This window comes from Methylohalobius crimeensis 10Ki, assembly GCF_000421465.1.
In the GTDB taxonomy this organism is placed as follows: Bacteria; Pseudomonadota; Gammaproteobacteria; order Methylococcales; family Methylothermaceae; genus Methylohalobius; species Methylohalobius crimeensis.
In genome coordinates this window covers 1,326,638-1,346,036 of sequence record NZ_ATXB01000001.1, presented here as the reverse complement: position 1 = coordinate 1,346,036, position 19,399 = coordinate 1,326,638, and the positions used below count along the sequence as shown (strand labels likewise).

18 protein-coding genes are annotated in these 19,399 nt (G+C 58.6%); 9 read left to right on the top strand and 9 right to left on the bottom strand.

Annotation, left to right across the window (positions count from 1 at the left end; translation table 11 throughout):
• Positions 1–130 precede the first annotated feature (130 nt).
• Positions 131–1,573, bottom strand: a complete 1,443-nt coding sequence (locus tag H035_RS18585; RefSeq protein WP_022948228.1) for a sodium/proline symporter — start codon at positions 1,571–1,573, stop codon at positions 131–133.
• Between the two features lie 268 nt (positions 1,574–1,841).
• Between H035_RS18585 and H035_RS0106755 the strand changes: the two genes are divergently transcribed.
• Complete coding sequence (locus H035_RS0106755; RefSeq protein ID WP_022948227.1) at positions 1,842–2,585, top strand: Crp/Fnr family transcriptional regulator; 744 nt, start codon at positions 1,842–1,844, stop codon at positions 2,583–2,585.
• Here H035_RS0106755 and H035_RS0106750 read toward each other — a convergent pair.
• A complete protein-coding gene (locus H035_RS0106750; protein WP_235044550.1) occupies positions 2,582–3,682 on the bottom strand; it encodes a DUF1207 domain-containing protein in 1,101 nt (366 codons plus the stop codon). The genes H035_RS0106755 and H035_RS0106750 overlap by 4 nt on opposite strands.
• A 14-nt stretch (positions 3,683–3,696) precedes the next feature.
• Positions 3,697–4,155 carry a BON domain-containing protein gene (locus H035_RS0106745; protein ID WP_026596355.1) on the bottom strand — a complete coding sequence of 153 codons (459 nt, stop codon included), beginning with the start codon at positions 4,153–4,155 and terminating at the stop codon, positions 3,697–3,699.
• 314 nt (positions 4,156–4,469) lie between these two features.
• Here H035_RS0106745 and H035_RS18575 point away from each other — a divergent pair, with 314 nt between their 5' ends.
• The 5 genes from H035_RS18575 to H035_RS18570 all read left to right on the top strand — a co-directional run bounded on the left by H035_RS18575 (position 4,470) and on the right by H035_RS18570 (position 10,389).
• Positions 4,470–5,615 (top strand): CapA family protein, encoded by a 1,146-nt coding sequence (locus H035_RS18575; RefSeq protein ID WP_051149823.1) that lies wholly within the window; start codon positions 4,470–4,472, stop codon positions 5,613–5,615.
• 71 nt (positions 5,616–5,686) lie between these two features.
• Positions 5,687–7,375: a DUF4912 domain-containing protein gene (locus H035_RS0106735; protein WP_026596354.1), complete on the top strand. Its 1,689-nt coding sequence runs from the start codon at positions 5,687–5,689 to the stop codon at positions 7,373–7,375.
• Positions 7,368–8,951: a glycoside hydrolase family 57 protein gene (locus H035_RS0106730; RefSeq protein WP_026596353.1), complete on the top strand. Its 1,584-nt coding sequence runs from the start codon at positions 7,368–7,370 to the stop codon at positions 8,949–8,951. Before H035_RS0106735 ends, H035_RS0106730 begins: the two co-directional genes overlap by 8 nt.
• A gap of 75 nt (positions 8,952–9,026) precedes the next feature.
• Complete coding sequence (corA, locus tag H035_RS0106725) at positions 9,027–9,980, top strand: magnesium/cobalt transporter CorA (protein WP_022949504.1); 954 nt, start codon at positions 9,027–9,029, stop codon at positions 9,978–9,980.
• Positions 9,981–10,068: 88 nt separating this feature from the next.
• Positions 10,069–10,389 carry a hypothetical protein gene (locus tag H035_RS18570; protein ID WP_022948223.1) on the top strand — a complete coding sequence of 107 codons (321 nt, stop codon included), beginning with the start codon at positions 10,069–10,071 and terminating at the stop codon, positions 10,387–10,389.
• A 51-nt stretch (positions 10,390–10,440) separates the two neighbouring features.
• Here the strand turns inward: H035_RS18570 and nfi are convergent, their stop codons facing one another.
• From nfi to gcvH, 5 genes are read right to left on the bottom strand one after another with little or no spacing between them, the layout of a single operon-like run.
• Entirely contained in the window at positions 10,441–11,115 is a 675-nt protein-coding gene (gene nfi / locus H035_RS0106715; RefSeq protein ID WP_026596352.1) for a deoxyribonuclease V, read from the bottom strand.
• Complete coding sequence (gene mazG / locus H035_RS0106710; RefSeq protein ID WP_040574358.1) at positions 11,102–11,893, bottom strand: nucleoside triphosphate pyrophosphohydrolase; 792 nt, start codon at positions 11,891–11,893, stop codon at positions 11,102–11,104. The genes nfi and mazG overlap by 14 nt, the downstream gene beginning before the upstream one ends.
• On the bottom strand, positions 11,893–12,825 hold the full coding sequence (locus H035_RS0106705) for a carbohydrate kinase family protein (RefSeq protein WP_022948221.1): 933 nt from the start codon (positions 12,823–12,825) through the stop codon (positions 11,893–11,895). Before H035_RS0106705 ends, mazG begins: the two co-directional genes overlap by 1 nt.
• A 25-nt stretch (positions 12,826–12,850) precedes the next feature.
• A complete protein-coding gene (locus tag H035_RS0106700; protein ID WP_022948220.1) occupies positions 12,851–13,213 on the bottom strand; it encodes a diacylglycerol kinase in 363 nt (120 codons plus the stop codon).
• On the bottom strand, positions 13,213–13,599 hold the full coding sequence (gene gcvH, locus H035_RS0106695; RefSeq protein WP_022948219.1) for a glycine cleavage system protein GcvH: 387 nt from the start codon (positions 13,597–13,599) through the stop codon (positions 13,213–13,215). The genes H035_RS0106700 and gcvH overlap by 1 nt, the downstream gene beginning before the upstream one ends.
• Positions 13,600–13,740: 141 nt before the next feature.
• Between gcvH and H035_RS20735 the strand changes: the two genes are divergently transcribed.
• The 3 genes from H035_RS20735 (at position 13,741) to H035_RS0106680 (ending at position 19,044) form a co-directional block, all read left to right on the top strand.
• On the top strand, positions 13,741–14,709 hold the full coding sequence (locus tag H035_RS20735) for an efflux RND transporter periplasmic adaptor subunit (RefSeq protein WP_022948218.1): 969 nt from the start codon (positions 13,741–13,743) through the stop codon (positions 14,707–14,709).
• Positions 14,710–14,868: 159 nt separating this feature from the next.
• The gene (locus H035_RS0106685) at positions 14,869–17,997 is read left to right on the top strand and encodes an efflux RND transporter permease subunit (RefSeq protein ID WP_022948217.1); all 3,129 of its coding nucleotides are present in this window, start codon (positions 14,869–14,871) and stop codon (positions 17,995–17,997) included.
• A gap of 81 nt (positions 17,998–18,078) precedes the next feature.
• A complete protein-coding gene (locus H035_RS0106680) occupies positions 18,079–19,044 on the top strand; it encodes an IS481 family transposase (protein ID WP_022948216.1) in 966 nt (321 codons plus the stop codon).
• Here the strand turns inward: H035_RS0106680 and H035_RS0106675 are convergent.
• A complete protein-coding gene (locus H035_RS0106675; protein ID WP_022948215.1) occupies positions 19,023–19,244 on the bottom strand; it encodes a hypothetical protein in 222 nt (73 codons plus the stop codon). The two genes, H035_RS0106680 and H035_RS0106675, sit on opposite strands and share 22 nt — an antisense overlap.
• Positions 19,245–19,399: the final 155 nt, after the last annotated feature.

Here is a 19,399-nt window from a genome sequence, read left to right as displayed (position 1 = left end):
GTAAGTCTACTAGCCCGGAGCCGGGCTTCCCTGCGAGGATCACGAGGCGCTTGTTCAGCGTGAGAAAAGCTAACACAGAAAACTCACCTGCTCCCTATCTCGCTCTCGGGAGTAATGGATGACTTGATGGTCAATCTCCTACGGCTCCTGGTTCTTTGCGCCCACTTAGCAAGTAGTAAACACCATATACCGCCGCGGCAGCCAGAAAACCGGGCATGGCCTTGAAAATATCGTCGTCGAGACCGGCGAATTGCCACGCCACCACGGTTATCGTGGCGACGCCCATCATGGCGATCCCCACCGAGGTGGGAAGCGGCAAATCGAGCACCCGGACCACCAGTACCGAACCCAGGGCCGCGCCCAGGACGCTCCAGGCGATCAACACCAGAAAGAACACCCCTTCCGGCTCGAGCAGCGCGATCAGCAAGGCTAGCCCCGTGATCGAGAAAGTGCCCAGTTTGGAGGCCAGGTACGACTGACGCCACTGGGGCTGGATGTCCTGGGTGATGGCTCCGGAACAAACGATGATTTGCGAGTCGGCGGTGCTTATGGTGGCCGCGAACAGTCCTGCCAGTGCGATGCCGACGAAAACCTGGGGCAGCAGCGCCATGGTGATCAGCGGCAGGGCCAGCTCCGTCGGCTCCTCCAGCCCCCGGGCCACGTCGAGTTGACCGATGTCGGGCAGGATCGCCCGGCAGTACAGCCCCACGCCCACCGAGGCGATGAAGAAGGGCACGAACCAGAGAAAATAATACAAGCGCGCCCGCTTGATGGCACGAGTCGATTCGATGGCCATCAGCCGGGTCATCAGGTGGGGTTGGCCGATTACCGCGAAACCGGCGAAGAAAAACCCGGCGACGAATGGTCCGATCCCGAAAGTCAATTGATCGGGAAAGATTCGAACCAGACTCGGGTCCTGATTGCGCAGGTTGTCGAATAGGTCCCCCACCCCGCCCAGCTTCATATAGGCGGCCACCAGGATGCTGACCATGGCCAGCAGCATGACGAAACTCTGGGCGGCGTCGGTCCAAATGTCGGCCCGGATGCCGCCGGCATAGGAGTAGAGAAGCACGATGGCCGCCCCGATCAACACCCCCACATGCATCTCCCAGCCGAATAATGCCGTGAGCGCCGTCCCCCCGGCCTTGAACTGCCCCGCCGCGTAGACCGCCAGGAACAGGAAGGTGAGCACGCCGCCGGCGACGACGATCCAACGGTCGATGCTGTTCTTTCGCGTCCCGATCAGACCGGGCAGCGTGTTGACGTCGAGATCATGGGTGGCGGACCGGACCCGGGCGTGGATCGTGAGCCAGGCCAGCAAGTCGCCGACGAGCCAGCCCACCATCATCCAAATCGATTCGATCCCGATCCGATAGGTGTAGGCGATCATGCCGATGAACATGAAGCCGCTGTTGTTGGTGCCCACCGTGCTGAGGGCCGTCAGCCAAGGACTGACGCCGCGGCTGGCCAGAAGATAATCCTCCGGCGTCTTGCGCTTGTGGACGATCGCCATGGCCCCGGCCGAGGTCATCAGAATCATCACAACGATGAATGAGAAGATGGCAATCGTCATATCAGTTTTTCAGCGGCTCAGCCGGAAATACGCATAATGGATCATGGGATGATGCCAATGAAACCATTTGCCATATTACGCTGTTTCCACGCGGCGATCCGCCCTCTTTTCCCTAGCATGGAGCTAGGGTAAGTATTTTTACTAACTTTCAAACCTAAAATCCCTGTGTTACAAATTATCTGCAAAATTCCGCCTATATTTGCTTTGGTTTTTTGTTCATCCCCGAAGCGGAAACTTTGGTTGTGACTGACGGATGGCGAGGTCATATATGGCTGACCTGGATACGCCCAGACAAAACCATCTCCTCGACGCGCTTACCGAAGCGGCATACGCACGCCTTTCTCCTCAGTTGGAACGTGTCTATCTGTCATCCGGAGAGGTGCTTTCTGAATCCGGGCACGAAATGGTGGATGCCTATTTTCCCGCCACCTGCATCGTATCCTTGCTGTACGTGTTGCAGAATGGTGCTTCGTCCGAGATAGCCGTGATCGGCAAGGAAGGCATGACCGATGTCGGTCTCTTCATGGGCGGACAAACCACACCGAACAAGGCCGTGGTGTGGAGCGGCGGCTACGCTTATCGGCTACGGAGAGATCTGTTGATGCGGGAATTCACCCGCACGGGGGGGCGTCGCAAGGGGGTATTGCACAACGTATTGCTGCGTTACACTCAAACGTTGCTGGTTCAAATGGCACAGACGGCTGTCTGCAACAGGCATCATTTCGTTAACCAAAGATTGTGCCGCTGGCTACTGCTAAACCTCGATCGGCTTTCGTCGAATCAATTGACCGCGACTCAGGAATGGATTGCCGGCATGCTGGGAGTACGCCGCGAAAGCATTACGGAAGCCGCCGGAGAATTGCAGCGAGCAAACGTGATTGTTTGTAGCCGGGGCCGAATCACCGTTCAGAATCGAGCGGGACTGGAAGCGCGAGCCTGCGAATGCTACCAAGTGATCAAAGGGGAATGCGATCGTCTTCTCCCCTCCAACCTCGATGGCAATGGCCATTAAAATAAATAATGCGCTCCCAGACCGATATATTCCACTTTTTCGTTATAAAACTGACCGCTCGGCGAGAAACCGTTGAAATATTCCACAAGCACTTGAAGCTTCCGGCCCAAGACTTGGGTATTTTCAAATTCGACCCCCGCTCTGACCGATACATCGGTATTCCAATCGTTTTCCTCAAAATTCTTGAAGTCTGCCGCGACGATGGGGCGCATTGCCGCAAATTCAAAGCGCCAAGGGCTTCTAAACTCCATGCCATATTGGGTCGACCACGGTTTCATATCCTCAGGCTCCCTATGAAAAAGCCCTACCCCACCGCCATAGATCCGCAAGCCCAAGGGAAGCTCATAAGACAACTTCAGATCCAAGCCTTCATAGCTGAGATTCACACGCTCGAATTTATCGGAAACATGGCGCAGCAGAAATTCGTCCCCCAGATGCGAGCTCTGATGATAAATGCGAGCGAAAGCCGAAAACCGGCCTGCGCGCAGGCTCGAATAAATCGCTCCAATAAAATCGGTATTGACAAGATCGGACGAGGAGGCGCCCAGATTGAAATCACTGAAGATCCCTCCTTGAATCCCTGCTTCCCACTGCACCGCGGTTTGCCCGAAGTTGGCACGATAAAAGGGGATGGTTTCGCCGAAGCTGACGGAGCCGATATGTCTACCATCAAAGTTGTTGCTTCGGTAATTTCGATAAGCGGCCGAAAAATGCGGCCAGCGCGGATCGGCCAATAATGGCTTAAATATCTGACCGTCGGGCAGAACCCCGGTCGATAACCCCTTTTCTTCCTCGGCGACCTGGATAGGCTCTGAAAAACGGGCATCCTCAGGGGCTTGCGGAGCCGCTTTCGTAAGCTTGACAGCTTGAACGCCGGGGATTTCCGAGACGATCCGCACCAATGCCGCCTGCTCGGAGGCATCCAGGTCGGCGACCCGCAAAGTCACCACGCCCTCCCGGACACTTAATGACGGTTTATCCTGGTTGAAACTGTATTTCAATATCCCGGTGGCGTAACCGGCAATATACCTGTCATCCAGCTCGGCAGAATGAACAACGCATGCCGGCATCAACAGAATACCCAAAACCGCCAGCAATCGACAACGATTCATTATTCGTAGATCGATGCGCCTTCATCGACCATTAACTCGTTCTCCACCGATTTCACATTCTCCTGGCGCTCGGCCAGCTCTTCAGCCCTGTCGACACTTTGCTCGGAATCCACCGTGCCGGTCAATGTCACAACGCCGTCAACCGTAGTGACTTCAATTTGAGACGATTTGAGCATCGGGTCATTTAAAAAGGCCGCCTTGACCCGAGTGGTAATGACCGAATCGCTGACGTATCCGCCGGCTGATTCGGCAGCCGATTCGATTTCCTCTCCGGCTTTTTCCGTCGTTTCCTTAATACCTTGCCCAGCGCTTTCAGCCGCCTGATCGACTTTTTTTCCCGTTTTTTCCGCGGTTCCTTCCTGCTGGCAACCGGCTATTCCAAGAATGGCGGATAAACAACCCATAACGAGCATGTTGCTGACCGTCATTTTTTTCATGCACTCTTTCGTCGTTTTCATGGGGAACTCCATCGCGTTGAGTTTATAAAATTCGCCAGCTGACGGATCGCCGCTTACGAAAGTTGAAAGAGCCGGCCAAAATCAAACACTTCAAACAGGTCGGCTTTGATGAGTCATGCAAAACCTAGCGAAAAAACTGGGTTGCGTCTGTACGCTGCCGTACATAAGATCATAAATCGAGCTCTAAAAGCAAAGCGTCAATGTTGCAACAGGGTGATTTTGTTAAAGTGGACTCGACTTGGCAAAAGGAGCGACCTTCTGGAAAGCTGGCCATCCTTCACCACCCGAATTATCCGGCTGGACCGATCCATCAGATGAAACCATCTTCGCGCCCCATTACCCTCTTCCTATGCGGCGACGTCATGACCGGCCGGGGAATCGACCAGATTCTGCCCCACCCGGCAAAGCCGCATTTGTACGAATCGTACATGCGTTCGGCGCTGGGCTACGTAAAAATCGCCGAACAGGCGAACGGTCCCATCCAACGCCCGGTGGACTTTTCCTATATTTGGGGCGATGCCCTGGACGCCTTCCGCCGGGTGGGACCGGATCTTCGCATCGTCAATCTGGAAACCGCGGTGACCGCCAGCGAAGACGCTTGGCCGGGCAAGGGCATCCACTACCGCATGCACCCCGCCAATCTCCCCTGCCTCACCGCCGCCGGCATCGACTGCTGCGTCCTGGCCAACAATCATGTGCTGGACTGGGGCCGCTCAGGCCTGATGGAGACTTTGAGCACCCTGCATCGGGCCGGCATTCGGACCGCGGGCGCCGGGCGCGATGCCGCCGAAGCCGCAAAGCCCGCCGTTCTGGAGGTACCCGGCAAAGGGCGGGTATTGGTTTTCGCCTGGGGAATGGCGGACAGTGGCGTTCCGTACCAATGGGTCGCGGAGGAGACCCTCCCCGGCGTGAACTTTCTGCCCGATCTCGGCGAGGACAGCGCGGAAACCGTCACCCGGCAAGTGCGCCCCGCGAAACGAACCGGCGACTTGGTGATAGCTTCCATCCACTGGGGCGGCAACTGGGGGTTCTCGGTCTCTCCGGACCAGCGCGAATTCGCCCACCGCCTGATCGATGCGGCCGGCGTGGATCTGGTGCACGGCCACTCCTCCCACCACGTAAAAGGGATCGAAGTCTACCGGGGCAAACCCATCCTGTACGGCTGCGGCGACTTCTTGAACGACTACGAAGGAATTGGGGGGTACGAAGCATTCAGGGGCGATCTGGCTCTGATGTACTTTCCCACCCTGGAAAACAACCGATTGAGCCGCTTCCTTTTGACCCCCACCCAAACCCGACGCTTCCGGGCCAATTACGCGCCGGAGGCAGGGGTGGCTTGGCTCAAGGCGACTTTGAACCGCGAAGGAAAACGGTTCGGGACTCGGGTTACCCCATCAGGGGAACACGACCTGCGACTCCATGGGTACGGCACAAACCGTTCAAATCGTCGGTGCACCTGACGATGCCAGGGAGGGCATTCAATTCCCCCCTCATAAACGATACACTAAGCGAAAACGCTCGAGAGAAACGCATGAAGGCTTCGCAAAAGCGGCTCAGGGAAATCGCCTGGAAGGTCGGCAAGCATTATCCGATCCCTCTGTCGACCGATTACATCGCCCTCTCCATGGTCAGCCCTCATCTCGGTCAGGTGCACTGGCATGTGGACGAGGCGCTGATTCAAACCGCCGGCGGGCGCGAAGAGATACCGCCTCCCCGTCCGCCACTCATCGTTCGCGTTTACGACGTGACCGATATCCTGTTCGATGGCACCAACGCCCACGGCTTCATCGATCTGGAAGTCAACCGGCTTGCCGGCAACCATTATTTTTCCCCGCCCCGGTTAGGCAGGGATTATCTCGCCGAGATCGGCCGTCATTTCGACGATGGCGCCTTTTATCCGTTTGCCCGCTCCAACACAGTGTTTTTCGAGCACGACCGGCCCACCGGCAATTATCAAACCGGTAGCCTGTTCGTCGGCGGCGCATTGCAAAGAACCTTTCCGGTGGAAAATGTTTTCGACGCGCCGGTCTACGAAAGAATGAATCAGGCCTTGGCCGAAATGGACAAACCGGAATCGCTTTCCGTCGCCTTGGTGCTGGTGGGAATCGACCGGGAAACCGGACCGGAAAGCACTCTGGCCGATTCGTTACAAAAGTTTTCCCGGAGGGTCAGTCAGTTCGGCGGCCACGCCCGCCTGTTCACCCCCTGCTTGGACGAACCCCAGCCGCCGCAAAGCGAACACTTGTTGACCGGATTGACCCGGCTCTCCAAAACCTTGGTTCGAGATTTGACCGCCGCTCATCGGAAGAAACCTTTTTCCATCCTCCATTGTCACGATTGGTATTCCGCCGTGGCGGGCCATCCGGCGGCGAAACAATTGAATCTCCCCTTGATTCTTTCCCTCCACTCCACCGAATACGAACGCACCCACGGTTACGAGAGGAACCGACTGTCGGCGGCGATCTGCGAGCAGGAAAAGGCCGCGGTCGAAGCAGCCCGCCTGGTGATTACCCCGCATTCATCCACCCGTCAACAGGTCATCAACCTGTACGGCGCCTCTCCGGACAAGGTCGTCATTATTCCAGATGTCTTCACAGAGCACGCCGAAGCCCCTTTCGATTCGAACCGGGTCAAGCGTGAATTCGAGATGCCGCCCGACGCGCCGTTGGTGCTGTTCGCCGGAGAGATTTCCCACGCGGCCGGCGCCGATCTGTTGCTGGAAGCGGCGACCCATGTTTGCCGCAAGCACGATGCGGTGCAATTCTTGCTGGCCGGCGACGGACCCTTGAAAGGCGAGTTGGCAGCCCGCGCCCATCACGGCGGCATCGGCCACCGCTGCCGCTTTTTGGGCGATGTTTCCAGCGAAACATTCGAATCCTTGCTGGCGGTGGCCGACTTCGTGGCGATCCCCGCGCGCACCTGGCAGGACGAAGATCTGGCCCAGTTGGCCGTCGAATACGGCAAGCCCGTGCTCACCACCCACCAAGCGGGCATCCACTGTATCGTCCACGGGCAAAACGGCCTGCTCACTTACGACAACCCGGGCTCGATCATTTGGGGCATTCAGGAATTGCTGGCCAATCCTTTGCAAGCCAGCATGCAGCGCCTGCTGGCTAAAAAAAAAGCCAATAGGGGCGTTTCCCTCGACAACATAACGGCGCAACATTACCTCTACTACGCAATCACCTTCAAGCATCGACAGGAATGGGCCCATGGCTAAAGGTTATCTGGCATTCGTTCTGCATGCGCATTTACCCTATGTGCGCCACCCCGAGTACGATAATTTTTTGGAAGAAAGGTGGCTGTTCGAGGCAATCACCGAAACCTATCTTCCCCTGATCCGAATGCTCGATCGCCTGGCCAGCGAACGGGTGCCGGTCAAATTGACCCTTTCGGTCTCACCCAGCCTGTTAGCCATGCTGGAAGATCCCCTCCTTCAACAGCGCTATGCGGCCCATTTGACGAAGCTGATCGAATTGAGCGAGAAGGAACTGGAACGGAACCGGCACGATCCCCATTTTCATTATCTGGCCGGAACCTATCAGCGGCTGTTCAACCAAGCGCGGGAGGTTTTTCTGGATCAATACGAAGGCCGCTTGTCCACCGCCTTCAAAAAACTGCACGAACAGGGAATCATCGACCTGATCACCACCACCGCGACCCACGGCCTGCTGCCTTTGCTCGCTTCTCAACCCAAGTCGGTCGCGGCCCAAGTACGGACCGGTCTGGATGACTTCGAGCGCGTGTTCGGTTTTCGTCCCAGCGGCATGTGGCTGCCCGAATGCGGTTATTACCCCGGCTTGGACGAACTGCTGAGCCGCGAAGGAATACGCTTTTTCGTCATGGAATCCCACGGCCTGGAACACGCCGATACGACGCCCTTCTACGGCGTGCACGCGCCCCTGTACAGCCCTTCGGGCGTGGCCGCCTTCGGCCGCGATCAGGGCAGCACGAAGCAAGTGTGGTCGGCGCGGGAAGGGTTTCCGGGCCACCCCGACTACCGCGAGTTTTACCGCGACATCGGTCACGACCTCGATTTCGATTACATCCGGCCTTATATCGCCGGCGATGTGCGGGTAGATACGGGAATCAAATATTTCCGGATCACCGGCCCCACCGCCTGGAAGGAACCTTATCATCCGGAGGTGGCAAAAGAGCGCGCGGCCCTACATGCGGGCGAATTCCTCTATCAACGGATTGCCCACATCGAATACTTGGATTCGATGATGGAAACGGCGCCCGTCGTGGTCGCCCCTTTCGACGCGGAATTGTTCGGCCACTGGTGGTTCGAGGGTCCCCAGTGTCTGGAATTCGTTTTGCGCAAAGGCGCATTCGACCAGGACACCCTCGAATTAGGCGCCCTTTCCGATTACCTCGACCGTCATCCGGTCCATCAGGTAGGGACGCTTTGCACTTCCACCTGGGGCCATAAGGGCTATTTCGAGGGTTGGATGAACGGCAAGACGGATTGGATTTACCCCCAACTCTATGAATGCGGCCAGCGGATGGAAGGGTTGGCCAAGCGCTACGTCAACCATTCGGTACCTTCCTTGATCCGGCGGGCCCTCAATCAATGCGTGCGGGAATTGTTGCTGGCCCAGAGTTCCGACTGGCCCTTTATCATCAACAATGAAACCGCCACCGATTACGCCGAGCGCCGGGTGAAAGACCACGTGGCGCGTTTTCATTATTTGGCCGAATCCCTGGAACAGGAGGCGATCGACGAAGAATATCTGGCCGCCTTGGAATCCATGGACAATCTCTTCCCGCAGGCGGATTACACGCTTTTCCAATAGAATACCCTCGGGGAATTCAAGATCCCCCTTGTCCGCGGCATTAGCCATGTTTTCGCGAGAAATGGAAAGCCCGTCATGCTCCGACTGTTCAAAATCCGAAGCGGCCTGATTACCAAACTGAACGCCACCGGCATCAAGCAGGCGCTCGATATCGGCGGCGCCGATTGGATCGACGTCCGCGACCCGGACGAAACCGAGCGCGCCCTGCTGCACAAACTGCTTCGCACCGCCCTACCCCACGGGGAAGAGGTGGAAGAAATCGAAAGCTCGGCGCGCTACTTCGTCGACGAGGCCGGCATTCATATCCATTTGCTGTTCCTGGCGCAAAGTGAAGGACGCCACGCCACCACGTCCGTTGCCTGTATCTTGCAACCCAACCGGCTGATTACGATCCGGGACACCAATTTGGCCGATTTCCGCCTGCTGCGCATGCGCGCCCGCCGAGGCCGATTGGAATGTCAAAGCCCGGCGGAATTGTTGGTCACGATCCTGGATCAAAAAGTCGAGAACCACGCGGATAACCTGGAGGATATCCACCGCCGCCTGGAAGGGGTGAGCTACATGGTGTTGGAAGATGAAAACTCCGAACTGGAAGACGCGATCAGCCAATTGGCCAGGCTGGAAGACAGCAACGGCAAAATCCGGCTCTGCCTTATGGACACCCAGCGCAGCATCGCCTTCCTGCAGCGCCACCTGCGAGAACGCCCCGAATTGCAGCAAACCTGCATCGATATCACCCGCGACATCGAAACCCTGATGTCGCACACCACCTTCCTGTTCGAAAAAATCAACTTTTTGATGGAATCCACTCAAGGTTTCATCAATATCGAACAGAACCAAATCATTAAGATTTTCTCCATCGCCGCGGTGGTTTTTTTGCCCCCCACCCTCATCGCCAGCATCTACGGGATGAACTTTCAATTCATGCCCGAGCTCGATGAACCTTGGGCTTATCCGACGGCCTTGGGGCTGATGATTCTGTCGGGCATTGCGCCCTATTGGATTTTCAAACGCAAAGGATGGTTGTAGCCGCTGGATAAAGCTTGGATTCAGGTAACGAGTGTTATTTTGTTGGCGAAGGTTCAAGGTAACTTTTCACAGAACCTTGGAGGTCAACATGAACATTCAAGCATTCAAAGTAATCGGCGCCGCGCTGATACTCGCCGGCTCTCTTGTCGCCGGACCCAGCGCCGCCGACGTCCGCCTGGGATATGGCGGTTATTCCGGAAACACCGGCCTGTCCATCCGGATCCATTCAGGCCCATCGAGATACTACGGCTATCGTCCGAAACACCGGCGCCGGCACCACCATCGCCCCCGTCACCGTTATTACCGGCGCCACTGGCATCCGCCACGCCGTCATTTCCGTCCGCGGCGCTTCCATCGCGGTTACGGCTATCCGATTTCCTATCGGCCCCGATATCGCCGCTGCGATTGAAAGCCCGCGATTCCCGACGGAGGGGGTATTCGTTCCGCCTCCGTCGAATCTTTAATCGCGGGAGGCCAAGCGATCCGCCCAGCGGGTCGTTTCCGGCAGTTTGTAGCGGGTGGTGCACGCCATCACCCATCGAACGGCCGATTCCAGGTCAATCCGGTGTCCCGGAGAGACATAGATGGGCTTGACTCCTTGCCGTGTGCGCAGCACGGCGCCGATGACCTCGTCCCCATCGGTCAACGGCACCCAAGCGCCGCGCTCGTCGGGCACCGGCCCGTGCTTGCCGGTCAGCCGGCTCTTGCCCACGCCGATGGTGGGATGATCCAAGAGAATCCCCAAATGGCTGGCAATCCCCAAGCGGCGCGGATGAGCGATGCCCTGGCCGTCGCAGAGAATCAGATCGGGCAAGGCCCGCAGCTTTTCCAATGCCGCCAGCACCGCCGGAAGCTCGCGGAAGGAAAGGAGGCCGGGCACATAAGGAAAGGAAGTGGGCACCTCCGCCGAGAACTGGGCCTGTAATTTCAGCGAAGGAAAATCGAGCACCGCCACAGCGGCGCGGGTGACTCGACCGTTTTCCTTGAAACCCACGTCGACGCCGGCAACGGCATGAACCGGATCGGGCAGATCGTCTTCAAGCCTTAGATAGCGCCGCAACTCCTGCTGAAGGGCGATAGCCTCTTCGGGAGACACATCCCACCGGTGCGAATGGCGGAGTTCAAGTCCGGCCACTGCCTTTGGCCTCGTCCCACAAGCTGTCGAGATCGGCCAGGGGCGTCTCGGCAAGCGTTTTACCGTCCTCGGCCAGACGCTTTTCCATGTAGCGGAAACGGCGACCGAACTTGCGGTTGCTCTCCCGCAGCGCGGTTTCGGGATGGACGTTCAAATGGCGGGCCAGATTGACCGCCACGAACAGAAGATCGCCCACTTCCTCCTGGATATGGGCGGCGTCGCCGCTGGCGTAGGCTTCCCGCAGCTCGTCCAACTCCTCTTCCACCTTCTCGAATACCGGCGGCACTTCCGGCCAATCGAAGCCATGGCGGGCGGCTTGGGTTTGGATCTTTTCGGTCTGCAACAGCCCCGGTAAAGTGGCCGGAATATCGGCCAGCACGCTGTCATCCTCCGGGGCGGGCTGGTTGCGACGCTCGGCCCGTTTGATTTCCTCCCACGCCCGCTTGCGCGCTTTCTCGGAAGCATATTCGACGCCGGCGAAAACGTGCGGATGGCGGCGCTCCAGCTTGTCGCAAATCCCCTCGACCACCCGGTCGAAATCGAACCATCCCTGCTCCTCGGCGATGCGGGCATAGAACACCACCTGCAGGAGCAGATCCCCCAGCTCGCCTTCCAATTCTTCCCACGCCTCGCGCTCGATGGCGTCGGCCACTTCGTAGGCTTCCTCCAAGGTATAGGGAATCAGGCTTTCGAAGGTCTGTTTGCGGTCCCAGGGACAGCCGGTCTCCGGGTCCCGCAAGCGGGCCATGAGGGTTAATAGGCGGTCGATAGAACGCATCAGAGATGGTAACCGAAATTGTCGTAAAAACGCTCCCGAAACCCTTCCATGGTAAAGGTGTGGTTCTGGGTCCCCGCGCTCTCCACCTTGATCGCCCCCATCAGGGAAGCGATGGCGCCCACGGTTTCCCAATCGTAGCCTTCCAAAAGACCGTAAATCGCGCCGGCCCGGTACGCGTCGCCGCAACCGGTGGGATCGGTCACCGCGGTCGGCTTGGCCGGGGAAATCTTGATCGGCTCGCGGTCGATATAAACCACCGATCCTTCCGCCCCCTTGGTCACCACCACCGCATCCACGTCGTCGGAGATCAGCTCCGGGGTGAGACGAGTTTTTTCCTGGACCAACTTGGCTTCGTAATCGTTGAAGATCGCCCAGGTGGCCAGCTCGATGAAGCGGAGCAATTCCTTCCCCTCGAACATGGGCGTCCCTTGCCCGGGGTCGAAAATAAAGGGAATCCCGGACCGATGGAACTGTTCGGCGTGTTCGATCATGCCGTCTCGTCCGTCGGGGGCGACAATGCCGATGCGGATGTCGCTGTCTTGAGGCACCTGGTTGAGGTGGGCCCGGGACATGGCCCCGGGATGAAATGCGGTGATCTGATTGTCGGCCAGGTCGGTGGTGATATACGCCTGGGCCGTGTAGGCATCGTCGATTTCCCTCAGATAACGCTGGTCGATGCCCAAGCGGCTCAACCATTCCCGATAGGGGCCGAAGTCCTTGCCCACCGTCGCCATGGGAAGGGGGGCTTTTTCCAAAAGCTTCAAGTTGTACGCGATGTTGCCGGCACACCCCCCGAACTCGCGCCGAAGCTCGGGCACCAGAAACGCGACGTTCAGAATATGCACCTGATCCGGAAGGATATGGTTCTTGAAATGATCGTGGAACACCATAATGGTGTCGTAGGCCATGGAGCCGGTTATCAATGCGGTCATCGTTTGCTTATCCCCATCCAAAATTTTAATTAAACAGAATCAATCCCCATACCAGCAGCGCCTGGAAAATGGCGAGGAGCACACTGGCCGATGCGATATCCTTAGCGTAACCCGACAGGGGATGGAAGTCGGTTCCGATGCGGTCCACCACCGCCTCCACCGCCGAGTTGAGGGTCTCCAAAATCGGGATTAGAAACACACTGCCGATCAAAAGGGCCTGTTCGACGCCGTTGTCTCCCAACCAAATCCCGAAAGGGAAAGCCAGGATCAGCATTAAAAGTTCCTGGCGGAAGGCCTCCTCCTTTTGCCAACAAATTTTCATGCCAGCCATGGAATTTTGAAACGCCGCGATCAGGCGCGGCAATCCTTTCAATCCCGGCTGCCCCATCAGACCGCTCCGATCAGGGATCGGTAAGCCTCGGCATCGAGGAGTGCGTCGAGCTCCGACGAATCGGCGGGACGAATCCGCAACAACCAAGCTTCGTAAGGCTGTTCGTTGATTTGTTCGGGACGGTCGGCGACGGCGCGGTTGATTTCGACAATTTCCCCGGACACCGGCGCATGCACGTCGGAAGCGGATTTGACCGATTCCACCACCATGCACGGTCGACCGGCCTGAACGGCGTTGCCGACTTCCGGCAGATCCACAAAGACCAGATCCCCCAATTCCGCCTGGGCGTGATCGGTAATTCCCACCGTTACCGTCCCGTCGGTCTCTTGTTTCGCCCATTGATGGGTGGAAGAGTATTTAAGGTCTGGCGGCACCTGGCTCATGCAAAATCCCTTGGTAATTTAAGAAAGCCGCCATTGTACCCCAGCCCTTCCGTTGACAAGCAACCTCGATGCTTTACAATCCGCGCCACATCCGCGAACAAGACGATTCTCCTATTCCCCGTCGAGTGATACTTTGGGCGCATGTCAATTCCCGCTTTTCACCTTCGACTCCGACTGATCCTTCTGAGCAGTCTGTCATTGTTTCCCTTTTCCTCGGCACTGGCGATCCAAAAATCACCTGACCCGACGCCTTTTATCGAACTCAGTCAGACACGCCAACGCCTGGCCGGTATCCGCATACAAACGGTCCAACGGCGATCGTTCACGCCCCGGACGCCCGTCCCGGCCCGCGTCGTCGATCCGCTGCCGCTGCTGGAAATCGCCAACCGTCTCGAGCAACTGGCCGCAGAACTGAGCGCCGCCGAACCTGCCGCCGTCATTGCCCGGAAGCGCCTTAGTCGCCTGGAAAAAGCCGGACAGGCCATTCGTCGAGAGCGACTGGAGCAGGTCCGCCAGGAATGGCTCGCCGCCCGAACCCGCGCGGATACTTTGCGCCTGAAATCTCGCCGCTTGCAAAACCGGCTGACGGCCGAATGGGGTCCCGTTGTAAGCGGCTGGATCGCCTCCGGCGACGATACAATGCAGGACCTCGTTCACCGCCGCGTTTATCTGCTTTTGCTCACCCTGCCCGACGAGGATGCCTCCCTTACTGCCGTGCTTGAAAACATGGACACCCTGCGCCCCTTACAATACGTCTCCCCCGCTCCCCGCACCGACTCGACCTTATCCGGTCCCACCCATTTCTTCCTCGCCGACGAACCCGCCGAACTGCGGGTCGGACAACGCCTGACCGCCTGGCTGACCGAGACCGGCGAAGCCGTGCCCGTTCCCGCCGAAGCGGTGGTCTGGTACGGCGGATTGCCCTGGGTCTTTGTGCGGAAGGACATCAGCCGGTTCGAACGCCGCCGCTTAAATAAATGGCGCGATGCCGGTCCTCGGTGGTGGATTCAATCCGGGTTGGAAGGAGGAGAGCAAGTCGTCACCCGGGGCGCTCAACTCCTCCTGTCGGAGGAATTTCGATCTCAAGTGCCCGAGGAAGACGATGATTAGAAGGAATTCAGGAGTCGGCGGTGTCGATGCGGAACCGTTCGCAGCATGGATGCTGCGATCCGAGCGTACAGGGAAGTATTCACAGCGTGTTGCGCATCGACACCGCCGACTCCTGCTCAATGCCATGCCTAGTTGATGCCAAACATTCCAAGCAAGCCGATGCTGGCCGCGCTGATCGAAACCGCCATTCGCCTGCGCGGGGCGATGGTCGGCCTATGCGTGGTGCTGTGCCTTTACGGCGGCTGGCGGCTGTCGCGGGCGGGACTGGATATTTTCCCCGAGTTCGCTCCCAAGCAGGTGGTGATTCAAACCGAAGCGCCGGGGTTGACCGCCGAGCAGGTGGAACGGCGGGTAACGCAACGCATCGAAAACACGCTCGGCGGGCTATTGGGGCTGACCGATCTCCGTTCCGAATCCATCGCCGGATTGTCGGTGATCACCGCCGTTTTCGAGGACGCCACCGATCTCTATCGCGCCCGCCAGCAGGTGACCGAAAGGCTGGCTTCCGTCGCCCAGACCTTGCCGCCGGGCACCGGCCCGCCCCTGCCGGTTCCCCTGTCGTCGTCGTCGGCCACCATCCTTACCTTGGGCCTGACCGGCGACGATCTGATGGTCCTGCGCGACTTCGTGGATTGGACCTTGGCCCCCCGGCTGCGATCCGTTCCCGGGGTGGCCGACATCAATGTGTTCGGCGGCGGCGAGCGGCAACTGCAGATCCGGATCGATCCGGAGCGGCTCATCCGTTACGGACTCGGATTCAACACGCTCCTGGACGGACTGCGGGGGAGTTTGCAACGCCACGGCTCGGGTTTCGTGGAAACGCCCAATCAACGATTGAATCTGAATCTGGCCCTCGACCGCGAGCCGCTAGGCGGGCTCCGACAGCTGTCCCTCGGACGCACCGACGGTTCTCCCCTGCCCCTGGAGCGGATCGCCGATATCCAATGGGGAACGGCTCCCGCCGTCAGCGCGGCCCAAATCGGCGGCGAACGCGGCCTGGTGCTGATGGTCATCGGTCAATACGACGCCAACACCCTGGAAGTATCGCGCGGGGTGGAAGAGGTTCTGGCCGAATTCCAACCGCTGCTGGAAAAACAGGGGATTACCCTTTACCCCCGTCTGTTCCGCCCGGCCGATTATATCGAGCGTTCGATCAAGAGCCTCGGCGGCCATTTGCTCATCGGGGCGTTGTTCGTGGTGCTGGTGCTGTACGGCTTCCTGTTCGACTGGCGCAGCGCCCTGATCTCGGCCCTGGCCATTCCCCTGTCCCTTCTGAGCGCGGCGTTGATTTTGCTGGAAACGGGGGTCAACCTGAACATCATGGTGCTGGGAGGGCTGGCCATCGCTTTGGGGGAAGTGGTGGACGACGCCATCATCGATACCGAAAACATTTTCCGAAGGCTTCGGGAAAATCGCCGAGCGGCTCGACCGCGCTCCCCCGCCCAGGTGGTTCTGGAAGCCTCCCTGGAAGTGCGCGGTTCGGTGGTCTACGCCACCCTCATCGTGATGCTTGTCTTCCTGCCGCTACTTACCCTGAGCGGGGTGGCCGGACGCCTGTTCGCCCCCTTGGGGGTAGCCTATATTCTGGCGATTCTGGCTTCCCTGGGCGTCGCCCTGACGGTCACTCCGGCCCTGGGTTATCTGCTTCTGGGCGGTGTCCGGCATACCGACCCCCCGCCTCCGGTGCGCTGGCTCCAGTACCGTTACGCCCGGCTCCTGGCCGTGATCGGGAACCGTCCACGCCTGACCTTTGCCGGCACCGTGCTGGTTTGCCTGGCGGCCCTGGCCAGCCTGCCGGGGCTGGGCGGGCGTTTCCTGCCGGACTTGCGCGAAGGCCATTTCATCGTCCACACCGCCAGTCTGCCGGGAACCTCGCTGGATGCTTCGCTGCACTTGGGAAAACGCTTGATTGAAGCGTTCTCCAATATTCCCGGGGTGGTGTCGGTTTCCCAGTGGGCCGGCCGCGCCGAACGGGGCGCCGATACCTACGGCAGTCACTACAGCGAGTACGAAGTCCATTTGGAACCCTTGTCGGGTCAAGCCCAGCAAGGCGTTTTGGAGGATTTGCGGGACACTCTGGAACGCTTCCCCGGGATCGCCTTCGAGGCCAACACCTTTCTCGTCGAACGGGTGGACGAAACCCTGTCCGGCTATACCGCGCCGATAGCGATCAATCTCTACGGACCGGATCTGACTCGGCTGGATCGCCTCGCCGGGCGCATCGCCGACCTGATCCGCGATCTGCCCGGTGCATGCGAAGTACGGCTCCGTTCTCGGACCGCCCTGCCTCAGCTGAGTCTCGTGCCGCGCCCTCAGGACCTAAGCCTTTGGGGCCTTTCCCCCGGCGATCTGGGGCGGGTCCTGAAAAGCGCCTACCAAGGCCGCATCGTGGGAGAAGTCTACCGCGGCAACCGCAGTTTTCCCATCAGCGTCATTCTGCCGCCGGCATTGCGGCGCAGCCCGGCCATCCTGGCGTCCTTGCCGATGCAAAGCTTGGGAGGAGAAAGCTGCCGAACACCCGTCGCCCATTCCTCGGGAAGCCAACCGGGCAAATGCACTCCTAAACTGATCCCTCTGCGGCATCTGGCCGAAATCCGTCAAACCGAAGCCCGTTACAATTTATTGCACCGCAACGCTCAGCGCGTGCAGGTGATTACCGCCAAGGTCGACGGCGACTTGGATAGCTTCCTGACCCGCCTTAAGCAAAAGATACTGACGGAAATCGATTTTCCTCCGGGTTTCTACCCGGAATTCACCGGCGCCGCCGTCGCTGGAAACCAAGCCAGACAAACGCTGCTTTTACACGCCTTTCTGGCCGGTGCGGGGGTGCTGCTGCTCATTTACGTCGCCTTGGGCTCCTGGCGGCATACCCTGCTGACGCTGATCAATCTCCCCTTCGCTCTAGTAGGCGGAGTCGCCGCGGTCTGGCTGCAGGGAGGAATCGTCTCGGTGGGATCGATGGTGGGTTTCGTGACCTTGTTCGGAATCACCGTGCGCAATGCGATCATGCTGATCGCCCATTGCCGCCATCTGGTCCTGAAGGAAAAGCTTTCCTGGAATACCGCCACCGCCATCCGCGGCGCTCAGGAACGTCTGCCCGCGGTGTTGATGACCGCCCTGGTCACCGCCCTGGCGATGCTGCCCATCGCCCTGGACAGCGACAATCCGGGCCGCGAAATCATGGGCCCCATGGCGGCGATCATCATCGGCGGACTGGTGTCGTCCACCGCCTTGACCTTGCTGCTCCTGCCGCCGCTGCTGGTTCGTTGGGGGCGGTTCAAGGGATAGTTGTCGTGTCACGGATGATTCCCTAATAGGCCGTCGGTGTGGTTTACTGATGGCCAGAGACATCATGCGAGAGGTGACAGGATGCAAGTAAGACTGCACAAAAACGCGACGACCACGCCCCGAATCCGCGCTTTGATCCAGGCGAGCACGGAACCGAATACGGTGTTGGCCAAGCGCTTTGGCGTCACGGTGGAAACCATCGCGCGCTGGAAGGGACGCGATTCGGTGGAAGACTTGCCGCATACCCCGCACCGGCTGCCCACGACCCTGACGCCGGCTCAAGAGCAGGTGGTGTTGGTGCTGCGCCAGCAGTTGGACTTGTCCCTGGACGACTTGCTGGCGGTGGTGCGGGAATTCATTCATCCGACCCTGACCCGCGCTTCGTTGCATCGGATGCTCAAGCGACACGGGGTGTCTCGCAGACCTCCGGCGGATAAAAGCCCACCTAAGGCGAAAGCCTTCAAAGCTTATGTCCCCGGCTTTGTGCACATCGACGTCAAATATTTGCCCCAAATGGCCGATGAAACCCGGCGGCGGTATCTGTTTGTGGCCATCGATCGGGCCACGCGTTGGGTCTTTGTGCGTCTCTATCACAGCAAAAGCGCCCGCCATGCGCGGCATTTTCTGGCGGCGCTGGCCAAGACCGCGCCGTTTAAGATCGAAAAGATTCTTACCGATAACGGAAAAGAATTCACCGATCGCTTTGTCACCCGGGGTGAACGGACCCCGACCGGACAGCACGTCTTCGATCAACTGTGCACGGAACTGGGCATCGAGCATCGACTCATCCGCCCCAAAAGGCCTCAAACCAACGGCATGGTGGAGCGATTCAACGGGCGTATTGCCGATATCCTGCGTACGTATCATTTCCGCTCCGGAGAGGAACTGGAAACCACCCTTCGACGATACGTCTGGTTGTACAATCATCAAGTGCCTCAGAAAGCCTTGGGGCATATTCATCCAGTGCAAGCCCTGAAAAATTGGCAAAGGTCACACCCACACTTGTTTCATAAACGTGTCGTCAATCATCCGGGACACGACACATAGCCATCAGCCTCCACCGACCATCCACTACTATCCACGCTGCCTCCATTGGCATCGGTGACACCGCTCAAGGTGAATTCCAACGAGGCGTCGGCATTATACATGGAGAGGGCATTCGCCGCAGGCGCAATACCCATGGCGAAGGCACCTACCGCCAGGGCGGCGGTAATATTATTTATGTTTTGAAATATTTTAAATTTCATGAGACTTCTCCTGATTAACATTTTTATTCTCGAAAACTGCATCGATTGCGGCGATAGCCTGGCCAGAATGCTTTACAGATTAGGCAAGATACCATTGTCAGGATCTCCTGAAGACAGCGCAGTCATCTTGCCGGAAGGATGGTGGACCGCCGAAT

What these genes read in the sequence shown, in the direction of transcription:
- H035_RS18585 (WP_022948228.1), bottom strand. Translation starts at nt 1,573, where the DNA reads ATGACGATTGCCATCTTCTCATTCATCGTTGTGATGATTCTGATGACC.
- H035_RS0106755 (WP_022948227.1), top strand. Translation starts at nt 1,842, where the DNA reads ATGGCTGACCTGGATACGCCCAGACAAAACCATCTCCTCGACGCGCTT.
- H035_RS0106745 (WP_026596355.1), bottom strand. Translation starts at nt 4,155, where the DNA reads ATGAAAACGACGAAAGAGTGCATGAAAAAAATGACGGTCAGCAACATG.
- H035_RS18575 (WP_051149823.1), top strand. Translation starts at nt 4,470, where the DNA reads ATGAAACCATCTTCGCGCCCCATTACCCTCTTCCTATGCGGCGACGTC.
- H035_RS0106735 (WP_026596354.1), top strand. Translation starts at nt 5,687, where the DNA reads ATGAAGGCTTCGCAAAAGCGGCTCAGGGAAATCGCCTGGAAGGTCGGC.
- H035_RS0106730 (WP_026596353.1), top strand. Translation starts at nt 7,368, where the DNA reads ATGGCTAAAGGTTATCTGGCATTCGTTCTGCATGCGCATTTACCCTAT.
- corA (WP_022949504.1), top strand. Translation starts at nt 9,027, where the DNA reads ATGCTCCGACTGTTCAAAATCCGAAGCGGCCTGATTACCAAACTGAAC.
- H035_RS18570 (WP_022948223.1), top strand. Translation starts at nt 10,069, where the DNA reads ATGAACATTCAAGCATTCAAAGTAATCGGCGCCGCGCTGATACTCGCC.
- mazG (WP_040574358.1), bottom strand. Translation starts at nt 11,893, where the DNA reads ATGCGTTCTATCGACCGCCTATTAACCCTCATGGCCCGCTTGCGGGAC.
- H035_RS0106705 (WP_022948221.1), bottom strand. Translation starts at nt 12,825, where the DNA reads ATGACCGCATTGATAACCGGCTCCATGGCCTACGACACCATTATGGTG.
- H035_RS0106700 (WP_022948220.1), bottom strand. Translation starts at nt 13,213, where the DNA reads ATGGGGCAGCCGGGATTGAAAGGATTGCCGCGCCTGATCGCGGCGTTT.
- gcvH (WP_022948219.1), bottom strand. Translation starts at nt 13,599, where the DNA reads ATGAGCCAGGTGCCGCCAGACCTTAAATACTCTTCCACCCATCAATGG.
- H035_RS20735 (WP_022948218.1), top strand. Translation starts at nt 13,741, where the DNA reads ATGTCAATTCCCGCTTTTCACCTTCGACTCCGACTGATCCTTCTGAGC.
- H035_RS0106685 (WP_022948217.1), top strand. Translation starts at nt 14,869, where the DNA reads ATGCTGGCCGCGCTGATCGAAACCGCCATTCGCCTGCGCGGGGCGATG.
- H035_RS0106680 (WP_022948216.1), top strand. Translation starts at nt 18,079, where the DNA reads ATGCAAGTAAGACTGCACAAAAACGCGACGACCACGCCCCGAATCCGC.
- H035_RS0106675 (WP_022948215.1), bottom strand. Translation starts at nt 19,244, where the DNA reads ATGAAATTTAAAATATTTCAAAACATAAATAATATTACCGCCGCCCTG.